The 14,205-nt window shown below is 61.1% G+C and carries 9 protein-coding genes; 5 read left to right on the plus strand and 4 right to left on the minus strand.

The window, feature by feature from the left end; all coding sequences use genetic code 11:
- The first annotated feature begins 29 nt into the window (after positions 1–29).
- The 3 genes from IH944_05640 (at position 30) to nadC (ending at position 5,032) form a co-directional block, all read left to right on the plus strand.
- Positions 30–2,534 (plus strand): family 78 glycoside hydrolase catalytic domain, encoded by a 2,505-nt coding sequence (locus IH944_05640; GenBank protein MCH7904035.1) that lies wholly within the window; start codon positions 30–32, stop codon positions 2,532–2,534.
- 619 nt (positions 2,535–3,153) lie between these two features.
- Positions 3,154–4,146 carry a quinolinate synthase NadA gene (gene nadA, locus IH944_05645; protein ID MCH7904036.1) on the plus strand — a complete coding sequence of 331 codons (993 nt, stop codon included), beginning with the start codon at positions 3,154–3,156 and terminating at the stop codon, positions 4,144–4,146.
- Between the two features lie 7 nt (positions 4,147–4,153).
- Entirely contained in the window at positions 4,154–5,032 is an 879-nt protein-coding gene (nadC, locus tag IH944_05650; protein MCH7904037.1) for a carboxylating nicotinate-nucleotide diphosphorylase, read from the plus strand.
- Positions 5,033–5,073: 41 nt separating this feature from the next.
- On the opposite strand, the gene IH944_05655 is transcribed toward nadC, so the two are convergent.
- Genes IH944_05655 through IH944_05670 form a run of 4 tightly spaced genes read right to left on the minus strand, consistent with a single transcriptional unit; the run spans position 5,074 to position 9,214 of the window.
- The gene (locus IH944_05655; GenBank protein ID MCH7904038.1) at positions 5,074–5,823 is read right to left on the minus strand and encodes a class II aldolase/adducin family protein; all 750 of its coding nucleotides are present in this window, start codon (positions 5,821–5,823) and stop codon (positions 5,074–5,076) included.
- Entirely contained in the window at positions 5,820–6,773 is a 954-nt protein-coding gene (locus IH944_05660) for an ABC transporter permease (protein ID MCH7904039.1), read from the minus strand. The genes IH944_05655 and IH944_05660 overlap by 4 nt, the downstream gene beginning before the upstream one ends.
- On the minus strand, positions 6,773–8,236 hold the full coding sequence (locus tag IH944_05665; GenBank protein ID MCH7904040.1) for a sugar ABC transporter ATP-binding protein: 1,464 nt from the start codon (positions 8,234–8,236) through the stop codon (positions 6,773–6,775). The genes IH944_05660 and IH944_05665 overlap by 1 nt, the downstream gene beginning before the upstream one ends.
- Before the next feature lie 3 nt (positions 8,237–8,239).
- Positions 8,240–9,214: a substrate-binding domain-containing protein gene (locus tag IH944_05670; GenBank protein ID MCH7904041.1), complete on the minus strand. Its 975-nt coding sequence runs from the start codon at positions 9,212–9,214 to the stop codon at positions 8,240–8,242.
- A 62-nt stretch (positions 9,215–9,276) separates the two neighbouring features.
- Between IH944_05670 and IH944_05675 the strand changes: the two genes are divergently transcribed.
- Positions 9,277–11,895 carry an alkaline phosphatase D family protein gene (locus IH944_05675; protein MCH7904042.1) on the plus strand — a complete coding sequence of 873 codons (2,619 nt, stop codon included), beginning with the start codon at positions 9,277–9,279 and terminating at the stop codon, positions 11,893–11,895.
- A 100-nt stretch (positions 11,896–11,995) separates the two neighbouring features.
- Positions 11,996–14,194, plus strand: a complete 2,199-nt coding sequence (locus IH944_05680) for a prolyl oligopeptidase family serine peptidase (GenBank protein ID MCH7904043.1) — start codon at positions 11,996–11,998, stop codon at positions 14,192–14,194.
- Positions 14,195–14,205: the final 11 nt, after the last annotated feature.

Here is a 14,205-nt window from a genome sequence, read left to right on the forward strand (position 1 = left end):
CATCGGGACAACCATGCCACACGACGCTGATGTTGCGCATTGCCGACGGCTCTCTTCGCTGCAATCTGCTTGTCGATCCGCTTGCGATCGCGGACGAACGGCCGATCCTGTCGTGGGTGCTTGATGGCGACGTTCGCCAGGTGGCTTACCGGATCGTCGTGTCGTCGCGCGCCGGTGGAGAGCCTGATCTTTGGGATTCCGGTCGAGTGGAATCCGACCAGACGTTCGGCATCGCTTATGGCGGCTTGCCTTTGCAACCGTTGCAAGTCGCGTTCTGGCGGGTGATGGTCTGCGACGGGGAGTGGAGCACGGAGGCGCAGTGGAAGCGAGCGCCGGACGGTTGGTGCGCTGAGTGGATCGGTTGGGACGAGCCTATTCGTCAAGAGTGCTCCGATCTCTTCCTTCCACCGCCGAGGTGTCTGCGAACCGAGTTTTCCGTCGAAAGGCCGATACAGTGCGCGACGCTTTACGCGACAGCGCTTGGGATTTTCGAAACAGAGATCAACGGTCGCCGCGTCGGGCAGGAGTGGTTTGCTCCCGGCTGGACGGATTACACCAAGCGCGTCCACTATCGCGCCTACGATGTGACATCGCTCATCACAAAGGGCGAAAACGCGATCGGGGCCACTTTGATGGACGGGTGGTATGCCGGGTATCTAGGATTCAAGCCGGAGCGCGACCAGTACGGAGACCAGACGCGCTTTTCGTGCATGCTCGTTCTGGAGTATCGCGATGGCGAAGTCGAAAGAGTTGTGACGAGCGCGGATTGGCGCGCGAGCGTCGGGCCGCTGCATCACTCCGACTTTCTGATGGGCGAGTCGCTTGTCGAGTGCGAGCAGATGGACAGCTGGTCGTCGCCAGGGTTTGACGACTCAGCGTGGTCAGCAGTCGATGCAGGCACGGACTTGCAACCTTTGATCGAGCCGTATCCGATGAATCCGTGCGTTTGCTTTGAAGTTGTCAAGCCGGTTTCGGTGCGCAGGATCAGCTCGCGCAAGCACATCTATGATTTCGGGCAGAACCTCTCCGGAGTCGTCGTTGCGAGGCTGCGCAAGGCCAGAGCCACGATTCGTCACGGAGAGGCGCTCGATTCGGAGGGGAATCTGTACACGGACAACTTGCGCACGGCGCAGGCGATCGATAAGTTCTCGGTTTTGGAAAAAGGCAGAGAGTATTCTCCCAGCGGCACGTTTCACGGGTTTAGATACGCTCAAGCGACCGGCGCGAAGCTGGCGAGCATCAAGGCGAAGGCGTTGAGCAATATCGACAAGCTCGCCAGCACGTTCGAGTGCTCCGATGAGCGGCTGAACCGGCTGTGGTCGAACATCGTCTGGACGCAGCGCGCGAACTTCATCGAGGTGCCCACGGACTGCCCGCAGCGCGACGAGCGACTTGGTTGGACAGGGGACATTCAGATATATGCGCGCACGGCTTGTCTCGTCGCGGACGTGCAGGCGTTCCTGCGGAAGTGGCTCGTCGACCTTGCGGACGCGCAGCGCGACGACGGGCAGTATCCGATGGTCGCTCCGCTGAAAGTTGCGGGCGACGACGGCGGCCCGGCATGGTCAGACGCCGGCGTAATCGTGCCTTGGGCTCTGTACCAAGTCTACGAGGATCGCGCGATCTTAGACCAGCAGTACGAATCCATGAAGCGATTTCTGCAGTTCTGCGAATCGCGCTCTACCGAGGAAGGGCTTCCTCCCGACGAGTACCACTGCTTCGGAGATTGGTTGAACGTCGAAGTTGACACGCCGCACGACGTGATCTACACGGCGTACTTTGCACACGCAGCCGATCTCATGTCGCGGATAGCCGCTGTCCTCGAGTGTCCACAAGACGAGGTGAAATACCACGCTCTGTTCGCAAAGTTGCGGTCTTCGTTTGCGCGAGCGTACGTATCGGATGAAGGAGTCGTGGCCGGGGACTCGCAAACCGGTTACGCCCTTGCACTGGCGTTCGGTCTGCTCGACGAACCGCTTCGATCGCTGGCTGTCGAACAGTTGGTCGTAAACGTTGAGCGGCACGGTCACTTGACGACGGGGTTCGTCGGCACGAAGGATTTGATGCTGGTGCTTCGCGACATCGGTCGCACAGATATTGCGTATACGATTCTCCTGAGCGACGAGTATCCCGGCTGGCTGTTCAGCGTGAAGCACGGTGCAACGACGATCTGGGAACGGTGGAACGGGTGGACGCCGGAAGACGGGTTTGCGGACCCGGCGATGAACTCGTTGTCGCACTACGCCTACGGTGCAGTCGGGCAGTTCATGATGGAGACGATCGGCGGGATTCGTCTGTTGGAGCCTGGGTACAAGCGCGTCTTGATCGCTCCCGAGCCAGGACCGCTGACGCACGGCAGCGCGACATACGATTCTGTTCGCGGTCGGATCACTACTGACTGGAGAATCGCGGACGGTCAATTCACGCTCAAGCTGTCAATTCCGCCGAGCATCGAAGCAGTCGTGCGTCTCCCGAGTGGGGAAGAAGCAATCGTCGGTGCGGGTACTTGGGATTACGAGGAACAAGATTCTTAACCGGTTGAAGGTGTGCCACGGTCAGGCCCGAAGGGTTTGTCCGTGATTTCATGGAGCGCGGACTCTCCAGTCCGCATCCCGGCTCTTGGACTCTTAGTCCAAGTCCCGCGAAGCCCCCTCCTAACCTCCCCCGGCCACAAAGAGCAACAGGCGATCGTCAGCCAGCAGGCCGGGGGAGGGATTTGGTGATGGGCTAGCGGCGTGCCACGGTCAGGCCCGAAGGGTTTGTCCGTGATCCGGTGGAGGGTGGCGCTTCTGCGACACCGCACCTGCGACCGACTCCCGCTATGTCCGAGTCCAGCGCGACAGGTCGAATGATGATCAGATCGAATGCTAAGGTCGCCCAGGAGGACGAACCTCCACGGGGAAGTCGAGAGTCGAAAGTTCTCAGTCCAAATGCTGCTAGGCCCCCACCTTCCACGTCGAACTCTCCACTGGAGAGTTCTTTGGCGGACCCTCTCCCCCGGCCTCGTAGGCACTCGGCGAGCGTCAGGCTGCAGGCCGGGGGAGGGACTTGCAGCTAAGTTCGGCCCTACGAGCCATTCGATGGCGCGGTAAAATGTCTGTTATGGTTTGCACAGGATCTCGTTGCGGAGTATGGGAGGACTAGGATAACGTCATGGCTCTTGCTCTTCCTGTGATTGAAGACTGCGACCTTTCCCCGGGGCGCCTGGCTGAGCTTCAGGAAGAAATTCGAACGCTCGCCCAGGATCGCAACGCGATCATCCTGGCCCATAACTACCAGCGGCCAGAGGTGCAGGACGTCGCGGATTTCGTAGGGGATTCGCTTGGACTATCGCGGCAAGTAGCCGCTACGGACGCCGACGTCATCGTCTTTTGCGGCGTGCACTTCATGGCGGAGACGGCAGCTATTCTCTCTCCGCAAAAGCGGGTGTTGCTGCCTGACATGAGAGCGGGCTGCTCCTTGGCGGCGACGATTACGGCGGAGGACGTGCGCCGCTGGAGAGCGGAGTTCCCCGACTATATCGCAGTGGGGTACGTGAACACGACCGCAGAAGTCAAGGCAGAGCTGGACTACTGTTGCACGAGCGGGAACGCGCTTGCGGTCATCGACGCCATTCCCGAGGATCGCGGCGTTCTCTTCCTGCCGGACTTTTTCCTCGGCGCGCACATGAAGCGGATGAGGCCCGACCGCCGGATCGAGGTGTGGATGGGCGAATGCCACGTGCACAAGAACATCCAGGCGCGGACAGTGAACGAGCGCCGAAAGGAGTTTCCTGATGCCGAGGTGCTGGTGCATCCGGAATGTGGATGTGCCGGCCAGCTCATATACGAGATGGGGCTGGGCGAGATCGAGTCGAACGGCGTGCACATCGCCTCTACTGAGGGGATGACGCGTTTGGCCAAGTCGAGTCCCGCGTCCACGTTCATCGTGGCGACGGAAGTGGGAATCCTTCACCGCATGAAGAAGGTTGCGCCCGACAAGCAGTTCGTCGCCGCAGACCCCGAAGCTGTCTGCGCGTACATGAAAACGATCACGCTTGAGCGAACGCGAGACTCTCTCCTTCATGACCAGCACGTCGTAACTGTCCCGCCAGACATCAGAGCCAAAGCGCGCGCGGCTATCGATCGGATGGTCAGCATCGGCTAGAGGTACCGTGCGCAGATCAGTCACCGACGAACGCCTGTCCGACCTGGCTGCGGACTCCAGGAGGGTGGCGGAGCTCGCCCTATCTGAAGACGGTGATGTTGACATAACGAGCGAACTCACCGTCGCGCTGGAAACACGGGCCACCGGTGTCATCGAATTTCGACAAGAGGGTGTCGTTGCCGGCACCGCCTACGCCGATGCCGTCGTTGCCCTGTGCGGTGGATCGACGGAGTGGCTGGTAGATGACGGTGCGTCTGTTTCTTGCGGCGCCCATATCGGCTCTGTTCGAGGCGACCTCGCCGGAATCCTTCGCGCGGAGCGGCCGCTGCTCAATATTCTTCAGCGGGCGTGCGGAATCGCAACCGCCACACGGGAGTACGCGCGTGCAGTGGCGGGAACGAAGTGTCGAATCCTGCACACGCGGAAAACCGCACCAGGTCTCCGCGGTCTTGACGTCAGGGCGGTCCTGTCCGGCGGCGGAGAACCCCACCGCATCGATTTGGAACAGGCGGTAATGATAAAGGACAACCACTGGTCAGCGATGGAGCGTGAAGGGACGGACCTGAGCACGGTGTGCCAGGCCGCGCGATCAAGGGGCGTGACCGACATATACGTCGAAGTCGAAACGCTCGCTCAGGTGAAGGAGGCCTTGAAAGCCGGAGCCACCCGGCTCCTTGTGGACAACCAGTCTCCGCAGAGCTTTGGCCAGTTTGTCGATACAGCGCGCAGTATCATGCCTGACGTCGAGATTGAGGCGACCGGCGGTATCACGCTCGAAAACGTGCGGGAGTATGCCGTGAGCGGCGCTGACTTCGCTTCTATTGGCGCGTTGACTCACAGCGTGACTTCGGTGGATCTGGCGCTGGAAGTCACGGAGATCGAGTAGCTTCGCAGCCCCTCTCCCTGGACGATACCGAGAGGAAGAACTCAGTCCTCCCAGATCTTGCTCTGTCGGAAGTGCTCATCGGTCCAATTTTGGATTTTCGAGACCTCTTCCTGAGAAAGTGCTACCGGATCGCGGGCAGTGTTGAAAACGGAAGCCGCCTTGTCCATCATCATCGTCGCGCTCAGAGCTTCCTTGGTCTTCTGGCCGAGAGCGATCAGCCCGTGGTTTTGCAAGAGGATCGTCTTCGGTTGGAGCCCGGTCTCCTCGGTGTACTTCTGGCACTGAGATCGTATCTCCTGTGCCAATCTTAAGCCAGGTGCGACGTATTTCACGAACACAGAGCGCGGTCCGCACATGGCGATTTGGTCGGGGAAGTAGCGGTTGTCGGCGAATTCCTGGGCGCGCGGACCGCACATGATCCCAAGCGTCGTGGTCGGGTGCGTGTGCGATACAAACTTTACGGCCGGCAGTGTCAGCAACCACGCGTGCATGTACGTTTCGGTCGATGGATAGCCGTCTCGCTCCGGATCGACACGCGCATCGTTCAATCGTCGCCGCAACTGATCGTCGGATAAGTCGTATAAGTCCAATACGTCCAATATGGGTTGCGTGGCGACCTGCGAGAAACCGGACGCGTCGATGTCAGCCATCGAATGACCGCTGGCTTTGACCCATAGCGTCTCGCCGTCCCTGGCTGACGTGTTGCCTTCGCCGAGGATGACGAACCGGTTGTCCGCAAGCTGCCGAGTCAGTGTTATCAGATCAGCAAGGACGGTTGTGTCTTTCTTCACTTAGTCCTCCTGTGCCGCACCTGGTCGAGCGCGACGGCGATCACTATGATCGCGCCCGTCACGATCTGTTGCACCCAGGTCGGCCATGCAAGCGCGCTGGATCCAGTCCGGATCGTCTCCATGATCAACACTCCGAGCAGCGTCCCGCCAATCGAGCCGGTGCCGCCGGCCAAAGACGCACCGCCGATCACGACGGCAGCGATCACCTGGAGCTCGAGACCTACTTGGATAGTCGGGTCGCCACCGGTCAGCAGCGACACTTGCACCAGCCCTGCGAGGGCAGCGCAAGCTCCGACAAGTCCGTACACTGCGATCTTGACGCGACCGACGGGCACACCGCAGAGGCGCGCGGCCTGTTCGTTCGATCCGACAGCGACGGTGTGCCGGCCGAACCGTGTGTAGCGCAGAGCGACCGACGCGAGCACTGCCACGACGATCAGCGCCCAAACGCCAGGTGGGACGCTCAGCGCATCGTCGGCCTTCGTTCGCATCAGCGGCTCGACCCAGCCGGTGTCGTCGGGATAGACGGGACGTTCGTCGGCAAGCCCTTTCGCCGCACCGCGCAATACCAAGAGCGTCCCCAAAGTCACGATGAAAGGAGTGACCCGCAGGCCGACGATCAGCGCTCCATTGAGCAGACCGGCGCCGACGCCGGCGAGCAGGGCCCAGCACGACGCCATCGCCATTCCCGCGCCACGGTCGAGCGCAACGGCGAACACGACGGTCACGAACGCGACCATCGAACCGACCGACAAGTCGATCCCGGCAGAGACGATCACATAGGTCATACCGACCGCGACCAGCCCTACGATCGTGCTGTTCTTCAGCATATTCTCGAGCGTGCGCATGCTCGTGAAGTTCTCCCCGATCAGTATCGCGAAAACTGTGTACAGCACCGCCAGCGCGACCAAAAGGCCGATCGTGTTCTTGAGCGCGCTGAATCTCTTCATCAGTGGCCCACCGCCTCTTGCATCAGTTCTTCTTGCGACCACTCGCCGACTGGCCGCGCCGCACCCAGCTTGCCGCGCGACATCACCGCGATGCGGTCGCACACACCGAGCAGTTCGGGCAGATAGCTGCTGACCATCAGCACCGCCTTGCCCTGTCGGGCGACCTCGTCGATGAGCCTGTAGATCTGCTCTTTGCTGGCCACGTCGATCCCTCGCGTCGGCTCGTCCAAGAGATAGAGGTCGGCGTCGTGGATGAGCAGACGCGCGAGCGCGACCTTCTGCTGGTTGCCCCCGCTGAGCGACTGCACAGGCTGGTGCGGTCCTTCTGTCCTGATGCCGAGCCGGTCGATCGCCGCCTGTGCGCTCCGCGACTCCCAAGCCGGCGACACCCAGACCGGCATCGTCGTCAGAAGCGTGTTCTCCGCGACGGACATTCCTGGGACGAGCCCCTCCCTCACGCGGTCTTCGCTCAACATCCCCACGCCCTGCGCCCACCTTCTCGCTGGGCTGGCAGGGCCAACGTGAGCGAGGACCTTCAGTTCGCCGCGAACAACGGGGTCGAGACCGAACACGGCGCGAATCAGCTCTGTGCGACCGGCCCCCGCGAGACCCGCGATTCCGACGACCTCACCTGCCCGCACCTCGATCGTGGCGTCGGAGGGCTTCAACACGCCTGCCACTTCAGTGACAGAGAGCACGACTTCGCCAAGACGCCGCTCGCCGCGAGGATAGAGGTCGGCGATCTCCCGTCCGACCATCATGGAGATGATCCGATCGTCGCTGAACTGTTCGGTGGCGCCCGCGCCGGCGATCTGCCCGTCGCGCAGGACGGTAAAACGGTCGGAGACGCGCCGGACCTCGTCGAAGAAGTGAGAGATATAGACGATCGCGCGTCCATCCGCCTTCAGCGAGTCGATGATCTCGAAAAGGCGCTCCGCGTCGCTGTGCGTCAGGCTGCTGGTCGGCTCATCGAACACGATCACCCGGCACCCGATTGCAAGTGCGCGAGCGATCTCGATCGCCTGGCGTGTAGAGATGGGGAACGAACCGGTGAGTGCCTGAAGATCGATGTCAGCGTGTCCGAGACGGCCCAAAGCCTCTCGCGCGATCTGATCCTGCTCATGGCCGTCGAGCCAACCGAGCCGCGTTCTCTCCATCCCGAGAAGGACGTTGTCGACCACCGAGAGATGGTCGCAAAGAGACAGCTCCTGGTGGATCATCGCGACGCCGGAAAGTCGCGCGTGACCGGGGTCGCGAGGCTCGAAGGATTCGCCGTCCAAGAATAGCTCGCCGCTGTCGCGCCGGACCGCCCCGGCGAGCACGCGCATCAGCGTCGATTTGCCAGAACCGTTCTCCCCGACCAGAGCGTGGACCTCTCCCGTATCAACGGTGAAGTCCACGCCGTCCAAAGCGATGGTCGCCCCGAACCGTTTACTGATTCCGCGAAGTTCGACGAACGCCATTCGCTAACCGAGCGGGTTGAGAAGCTTCTGGATTGCGTCAGAATCGATGTTCTCACTCGTGACGAGGGTCGATCCGGTGTCTGTCAAGGGCTCGACGCTTTCACCGTTCAGGTGCGCGACGATCGTCTTGACCGTGATGTAGCCCATGTTGAACGGGTCTTGCAGGATTAGCCCGTCTACATCGCCGTTGCGCAATCCATCGAGCAGCTTCTCGTTCGAGTCGAAACCGAAGAACGCGACCGTACCCGCGACGCCCGCTTCCTGCATGGCCAGCAGCATCCCGAAGGCCGATGACTCGTTCGGACAGAAGACGCCGTCGATCGTCAGTCGGTTGCCGGAGATGAACCGCTGGAGAAGGCGTCCGCCGTTTTGGCGGGCCTCTTCCGAAGACGCGCCAGCGTACTGTTCATCGCTGAGAACCTCGAGACCGCCGGCACGGACCGCTGCGAGGAACCCCTCTTCGCGCTCATTGGTGCTGGCGGAGCCCTCTTGATACCGCAGGACGATGACCGTTCCACTGCCGCCCAGTTTTTCGACCATCGCTTCGCCCGCCTTTGCGCCCGCTGCTCGGTTGTCGGTCGCGACGAACGAGACGATCTTGCTGTCCTCGATGCTGGAGTCGAAGATGATGACGGGCGTTCCGGCTTCGTTCGCCGATTTCACAGGGCCGCGAAGACCCTTGCTGTCCAAAGGCGCGAGCGCGATCGCGTCGACGACGCCGACGAAGTCGTTCACGATCTGAATCTGCTGGTTCCTCTCGTCTTCGGTCGCCGTACCCTTCCACGTCAGGTCGACGTTCAATTCATCTGCGGCCTTGCGCGCACCGGCCTCGACAGTCTTCCAGAACTCGTGCGACGTCCCCTTCGGGATCATCGCTATCTTATAGCCCTTCGAGTCTCCGTTCGATGACCGCTGGCCACCGTTACAGCCCACGAGTACAGCAAGCGCTGCCAGACCCAAGATCGATCCAATTCGCATAATCGGGAGCGTACCACTGCGGTCGTGGGATCGGCTAGCTTGCGGCAGTTCATAATCCAGATATGGTGCTCGCCGTCTTGCTAGTGTCGCTCCTGCTAGCCCCGTCGGCCGATTCCATCAGGTTCGACTGGGACGACGTGCCGGATCGAACTTGGATCGGCGAGGACTGGTGGGCGAACGCGATCCAGGATTGGGAGGTGGCGGACGGCCGCGTAGTCTGCACGGAGGGGCGAGACAACTTTCCGCTTCGCACCGCGCAGTTGCTCACGACGTATCTGGCGGGAGATTCTGGCTCGTTCAGTATTGCTGTCACGGTCGGAACGGGCGATGGAACGAAACTGCGAGATGGCGGATTGGTCGGGGTGATTTTCGGCCACGGCGGGGACGGCGTCGATCACCGCATCTCTTGTTTGGTACACCACAAACCGGCAGAAGATGGTGGCATGCTTGCTGCTGTTGATCACACAGGGCGCGTGCAGCTGCGCGATTTTTCTACTCCTGTCGAGGGCGGTTACTCTTGGTCGCTGTCGGGAGCGACCAGCCCAGACCTGATGCCCGAGTACGAGCCAATTCGCGAAGCGCATGTTGACAAAGCAGAGTTCAAGCCGCTCCGCCTTTCAATTAATGTAAGTCCGAACGGGGACAACTACAATGTGCGGCTTTCCGCGTCTGAAACAGCCACTGGCGGGGTGATCAGCATGGCATGGTACGAGGGGATTCCGGCGCACCAAGTGGAGGGCGGAATCGGCCTAGTCTCGCACTTGGGGCCGGACTCGGGGTCGTCAGTCTGGTTCGACGACTTTTACGTCAGCGGTCCGAAGGTTCGCACGGAGGAACGGCGGGCGTTCGGACCCGTGATCAGCGCGATGCACACGGTCAGCGCCGGCATGATGAAGATGACGGTACAGATGCCGCCGCTTGGCGACAGGGATCGCCAGACTGCACAGTTGCAGATCATGATTGGCAATCAGGCGATCGTAGCTGATACGGCGCTCCTCGATGAGGACTCGTATACGTTTCGGTTCTTCGTCGGCAATTGGGACGCCAGCCGCGACATGCCGTACCGAATCATCTACAACGACAAGCAAGCGTGGAACGGAACGATTCGGGCCGAGCCGAAAGAGGAAGACGAGTTCGTGATAGCGGCTTTCACGGGGCACAAGAGCTTCGTCGGGCCGCTGCGATGGAACTCGACCGGTATCTGGACGCCGCACCAAGAGGTCGTCGACGCGGTAACTTACCATGACCCCGACCTGCTGTTCTTCTCCGGCGATCAGATTTACGAGGGCGACCTAACTCCAGCGCGCCGCAACCCGCCCGAGGACGTGTACCTCGACTACCTGCACAAGTGGTACAGGTTTCTGTGGGCTTACCGCGACCTGATGCGCGACATCCCGACCGTGTGCTTGCCGGACGACCACGACGTTTATCACGGAAACATCTGGGGAGCGGGCGGTCGCAAGGCTGTTGCACATGAGGGGATGACGGCGCAGGACAGCGGTGGCTACACGCTGCCAGCTTCGGTCGTGAACGCGATCCACCGTTCGCAGGTCAGCCACCTGCCAGATCCGTTCGACCCAGAGTCGATCGAGCAAAGGATCAGCGTGTACTACACGGCGATTCGTTACGGAGGAGTTAGTTTTGCTGTGATCGGCGACAGGATGTTCAAGGACTCCCCGACTCCGACAGTGCCTGCGGGGCAGTTCAAGAACGGGTGGCCGCTGGCCGATGGTTTTGATGCACGCGACGCGGATGTTCCCGGCGCGATCCTTCTTGGAGAACGGCAAGAGGAATTTCTAGATCATTGGGCGGACGACTGGAGCGGCGGCACTTGGATGAAGGTGCTGCTCTCTCAAACGCCGCTTGTGAACGTCGCTACCCTGCCTGCAAGCGCGAACAACGACGGCGTGGTTCCGCAGTTGCCGATCTATGCGGTCGGGGGTTATCCGCCGGACGATCAGCCCGCGAGCGATGCCGATAGCAACGGTTGGCCGCAGACCCCGCGCGACCGCGCGGTCAGGATCATCCGCAAGGCGTTCGCGCTGCACATAAATGGCGACCAGCACTTAGCCAGCGTTGTGCAGTACGGCGTTGACGAATGGCGCGACGCTGGGTACAGCTTCTGCGTTCCGGCAGTGGGGAACACCTGGCCGCGCCGCTGGATGCCTCTGGTCGCTGGTCTCAATCAGGTTCCTGGCGCACCTCGGTACACCGGCGACTACTTCGATGGATTTGGAAATCTAATGACGGTTTGGGCCGTCGCAAATCCGTTCCAGACGGGGTACCTGCCTTCTAATTTGTACGACCGCGTGCCCGGTTACGGCATCGTCCGTCTCAACCGTTCGACGCGAGACATCACGATGGAGTGCTGGCCTCGCTGGGTGTCGCAGCCCGCCGCGAACGCGGAGCAGTACCGTGGCTGGCCGATTACGATCAACCAGCTCGACAACTACCCGAGGCGACGGTTCGGATACCTGCCGCCGATCATCTCGGCAAGCGCATACGACCCGGTCGTGCAGGTCGTGAACGAAGCGACTCGCGAGGTCCTCTATACAGTCCGCATCATCGGTCGGTCGATCCGCCCGTGGGTGTTCGAAGATGGCACCTACACAGTGTGGTTCGGCGAACCCGGCACGACGTCTTGGACGCGAATACGGGGTCTGCGCCCTACTGTCGATTGATCGCCTCATCAGCCAAACAAGGCACGGTGGATGCGAGTGATTTCGAGGGAATGTTCATCGTGCGGTGCCCTACAGCTCGCCAGTAAGGTAACAAAGAACGATGACCAGGCTTCTCACTGTCGCGTCAGTTCTAGCTGCGCTCTTCGTCACCACAATCTGCGTTGCCCAACCGCTTCCCGAGGCGAAGACGGGGCTGAGCATTGAGCGGCTGTACGATTTTCCTATCGTCAACGGTCGCAGCCCGGCTGGCGAAAAGATGTCGCCCGACGGTTCGAAGATCGTTTACGGATGGAACAAGACCGGCGAGCGACGGCGCGACGTTTGGGTGATGGACTTTCCGAGTGGACGGTCCCGGATGATCCTCGATACGAGCACGATCGAGCGGCCGTACCGACAGGACGACGAACGAACGGACCTGCAAAAGGAGGAAGAGGCGCTCTACGATTCCGGACTTGCGAGTTTCCAGTGGTCGCCGGATGGGCGCGAGATCATGACCGGTTCGTATCGCGGCCGCGTTTGGCTGATGAAGCCTGACGGAAGCGACCTCCGCCCGTTGTTCGACACGAACGAACAGGTCAGCGGCGCGGGTTATTCGCCGGATGGGCTGTACATCGGTTTCGTCCGCAGCAACAACGTGTTCACCTACCATCGTGAATCCGGCCAGGTGAAGCAGATCACGTTCATCAGCAAGTCCGGCACGACGATCGGCGGGTTCAAGTGGTCGTCGGACTCGAAGAACATCGCCGTCGATTGGTCGGACAGCAGCAAGCTCGGCAAGCACGTGATGATGGACTTCAGCAAAGACCGCGCAGAGGTCGTCAACATCACGCGCATGTGGCACGGGGACAAAAGCTGGAACGCCCAAACGGGAATCGTGCCGGTCGAGGGTGGCGAGATCAAGTGGCTGTCGGACATCCCGCGCTACAACTGGAAGGTCGCCGAAGAGTGGTCGCCGGACGGAAAGATGTACGCGATCGGCTGGATCAGCGACGACTTTCAGGAGTACACGATCTCCGTCGTCCACGTCAAAGGCATGCTGTTCTACAACGCCTACAAAGAGACCGCGCCGAAGAACTACATCCCGGACTTTCGAAAGCTGCTGTGGTCGCGCGACAGCAAGCGGATTCTTTTCACCACCGATATCCAAGACGGGGAGTTCATCAACCGTTCGCTGTTTTCGATGAACGCGTTTGGGAGGAACATCGAGCCGGTGTACGCCGAGGATCACGACATCGCTGGCGTCGCGCGGGCGAAGGACAGCGACCGGATCGTCCTGGTGACGCAAGCGCGCAGTCCGCTGACTACCGAGATCACGATCATCGAGCAGGACGGCTCGCGCACCGTGCACATCCCGATGGAGAACGGCGTCGGCACGCGTGTGGGATTCGACGACTGCTCGCCTCCTCTGATCAGCGAAGACGGCACACGGATCGCGACCATGGCCAGTTCGCCGACCCAGCCTTGGGAGCTGTACGCGGTCGAGCCGCGCGCGAAGAAACTCACAACCAGTCCGCTGCCGGAGTTCGACAAGATCGATTGGGCGGACTACAAGCAGGTGACGTTCGAAGCCGAGGACGGGCGCACGATATACGGCCTGCTCGTGACGCCGAAGCACATGGATGCGAGCAAGAAGCACTCGGCCTTCCTGGGCAGCATGTACGCCAACAGCGCGAAGATGGCGTGGATGGGGTACTTCTCCAACTACGCGGCGGAAGAGCTGGGGATGGTGACGCTCTTCGTGGACTTTGCGTCGAGCTGGGGCCAGGGCGGCGAGCGCAACAGCGAGTACTACAAGTCGATGGGCGTGATCGATACGCGCGAGGCAGTGGCGGCGAAGGGTTATCTGGATTCGCTTGGATTCGTTAGAGAGGATCGTGTCGGCGTGTGGGGCTGGAGCTACGGGGGCTTCCTCACAAACATGATCATGCTCACCGCGCCGGGCGTCTTCGATACGGGAGTCGCGGTCGCGCCGGTCACCGATTGGTTCACCTACAACGAGTGGTACACGCGCCGTCGGCTCGGGATGCAAGAGGACGACGAGGAGATCTACAAGACGACTTCGCCCGTACACCACGCCGCAGGATTGCAAGGCAACCTGTTCCTCATCCATGGGATGCTCGACGACAACGTGCTGTTCCAAGACACGGCGCGGCTGATGCAAAGCCTGATCAACGAGGGCAAGTACTTCGACGTGATGACGTATCCGCGAGACGACCACAGCGTCGGCAAAGCGACCAGTCGCCCGCACGTTTTCGCGAGCGTCATGCGGTACCTGTACTGGAAGTTGGGCAGGGGGTAGGGGGTCGGAGC

Source organism: Armatimonadota bacterium (genome assembly GCA_022563855.1).
Lineage (GTDB): Bacteria > Armatimonadota > Fimbriimonadia > Fimbriimonadales > Fimbriimonadaceae > JADFMN01.

Excerpts from the sequence above, each read along its gene's own strand:
- IH944_05680 (MCH7904043.1), top strand. The coding sequence starts at position 11,996 with ATGACCAGGCTTCTCACTGTCGCGTCAGTTCTAGCTGCGCTCTTCGTC.
- IH944_05640 (MCH7904035.1), top strand. The coding sequence starts at position 30 with ATGTTGCGCATTGCCGACGGCTCTCTTCGCTGCAATCTGCTTGTCGAT.
- IH944_05670 (MCH7904041.1), bottom strand. The coding sequence starts at position 9,214 with ATGCGAATTGGATCGATCTTGGGTCTGGCAGCGCTTGCTGTACTCGTG.
- IH944_05675 (MCH7904042.1), top strand. The coding sequence starts at position 9,277 with ATGGTGCTCGCCGTCTTGCTAGTGTCGCTCCTGCTAGCCCCGTCGGCC.
- IH944_05660 (MCH7904039.1), bottom strand. The coding sequence starts at position 6,773 with ATGAAGAGATTCAGCGCGCTCAAGAACACGATCGGCCTTTTGGTCGCG.
- nadA (MCH7904036.1), top strand. The coding sequence starts at position 3,154 with ATGGCTCTTGCTCTTCCTGTGATTGAAGACTGCGACCTTTCCCCGGGG.
- IH944_05665 (MCH7904040.1), bottom strand. The coding sequence starts at position 8,236 with ATGGCGTTCGTCGAACTTCGCGGAATCAGTAAACGGTTCGGGGCGACC.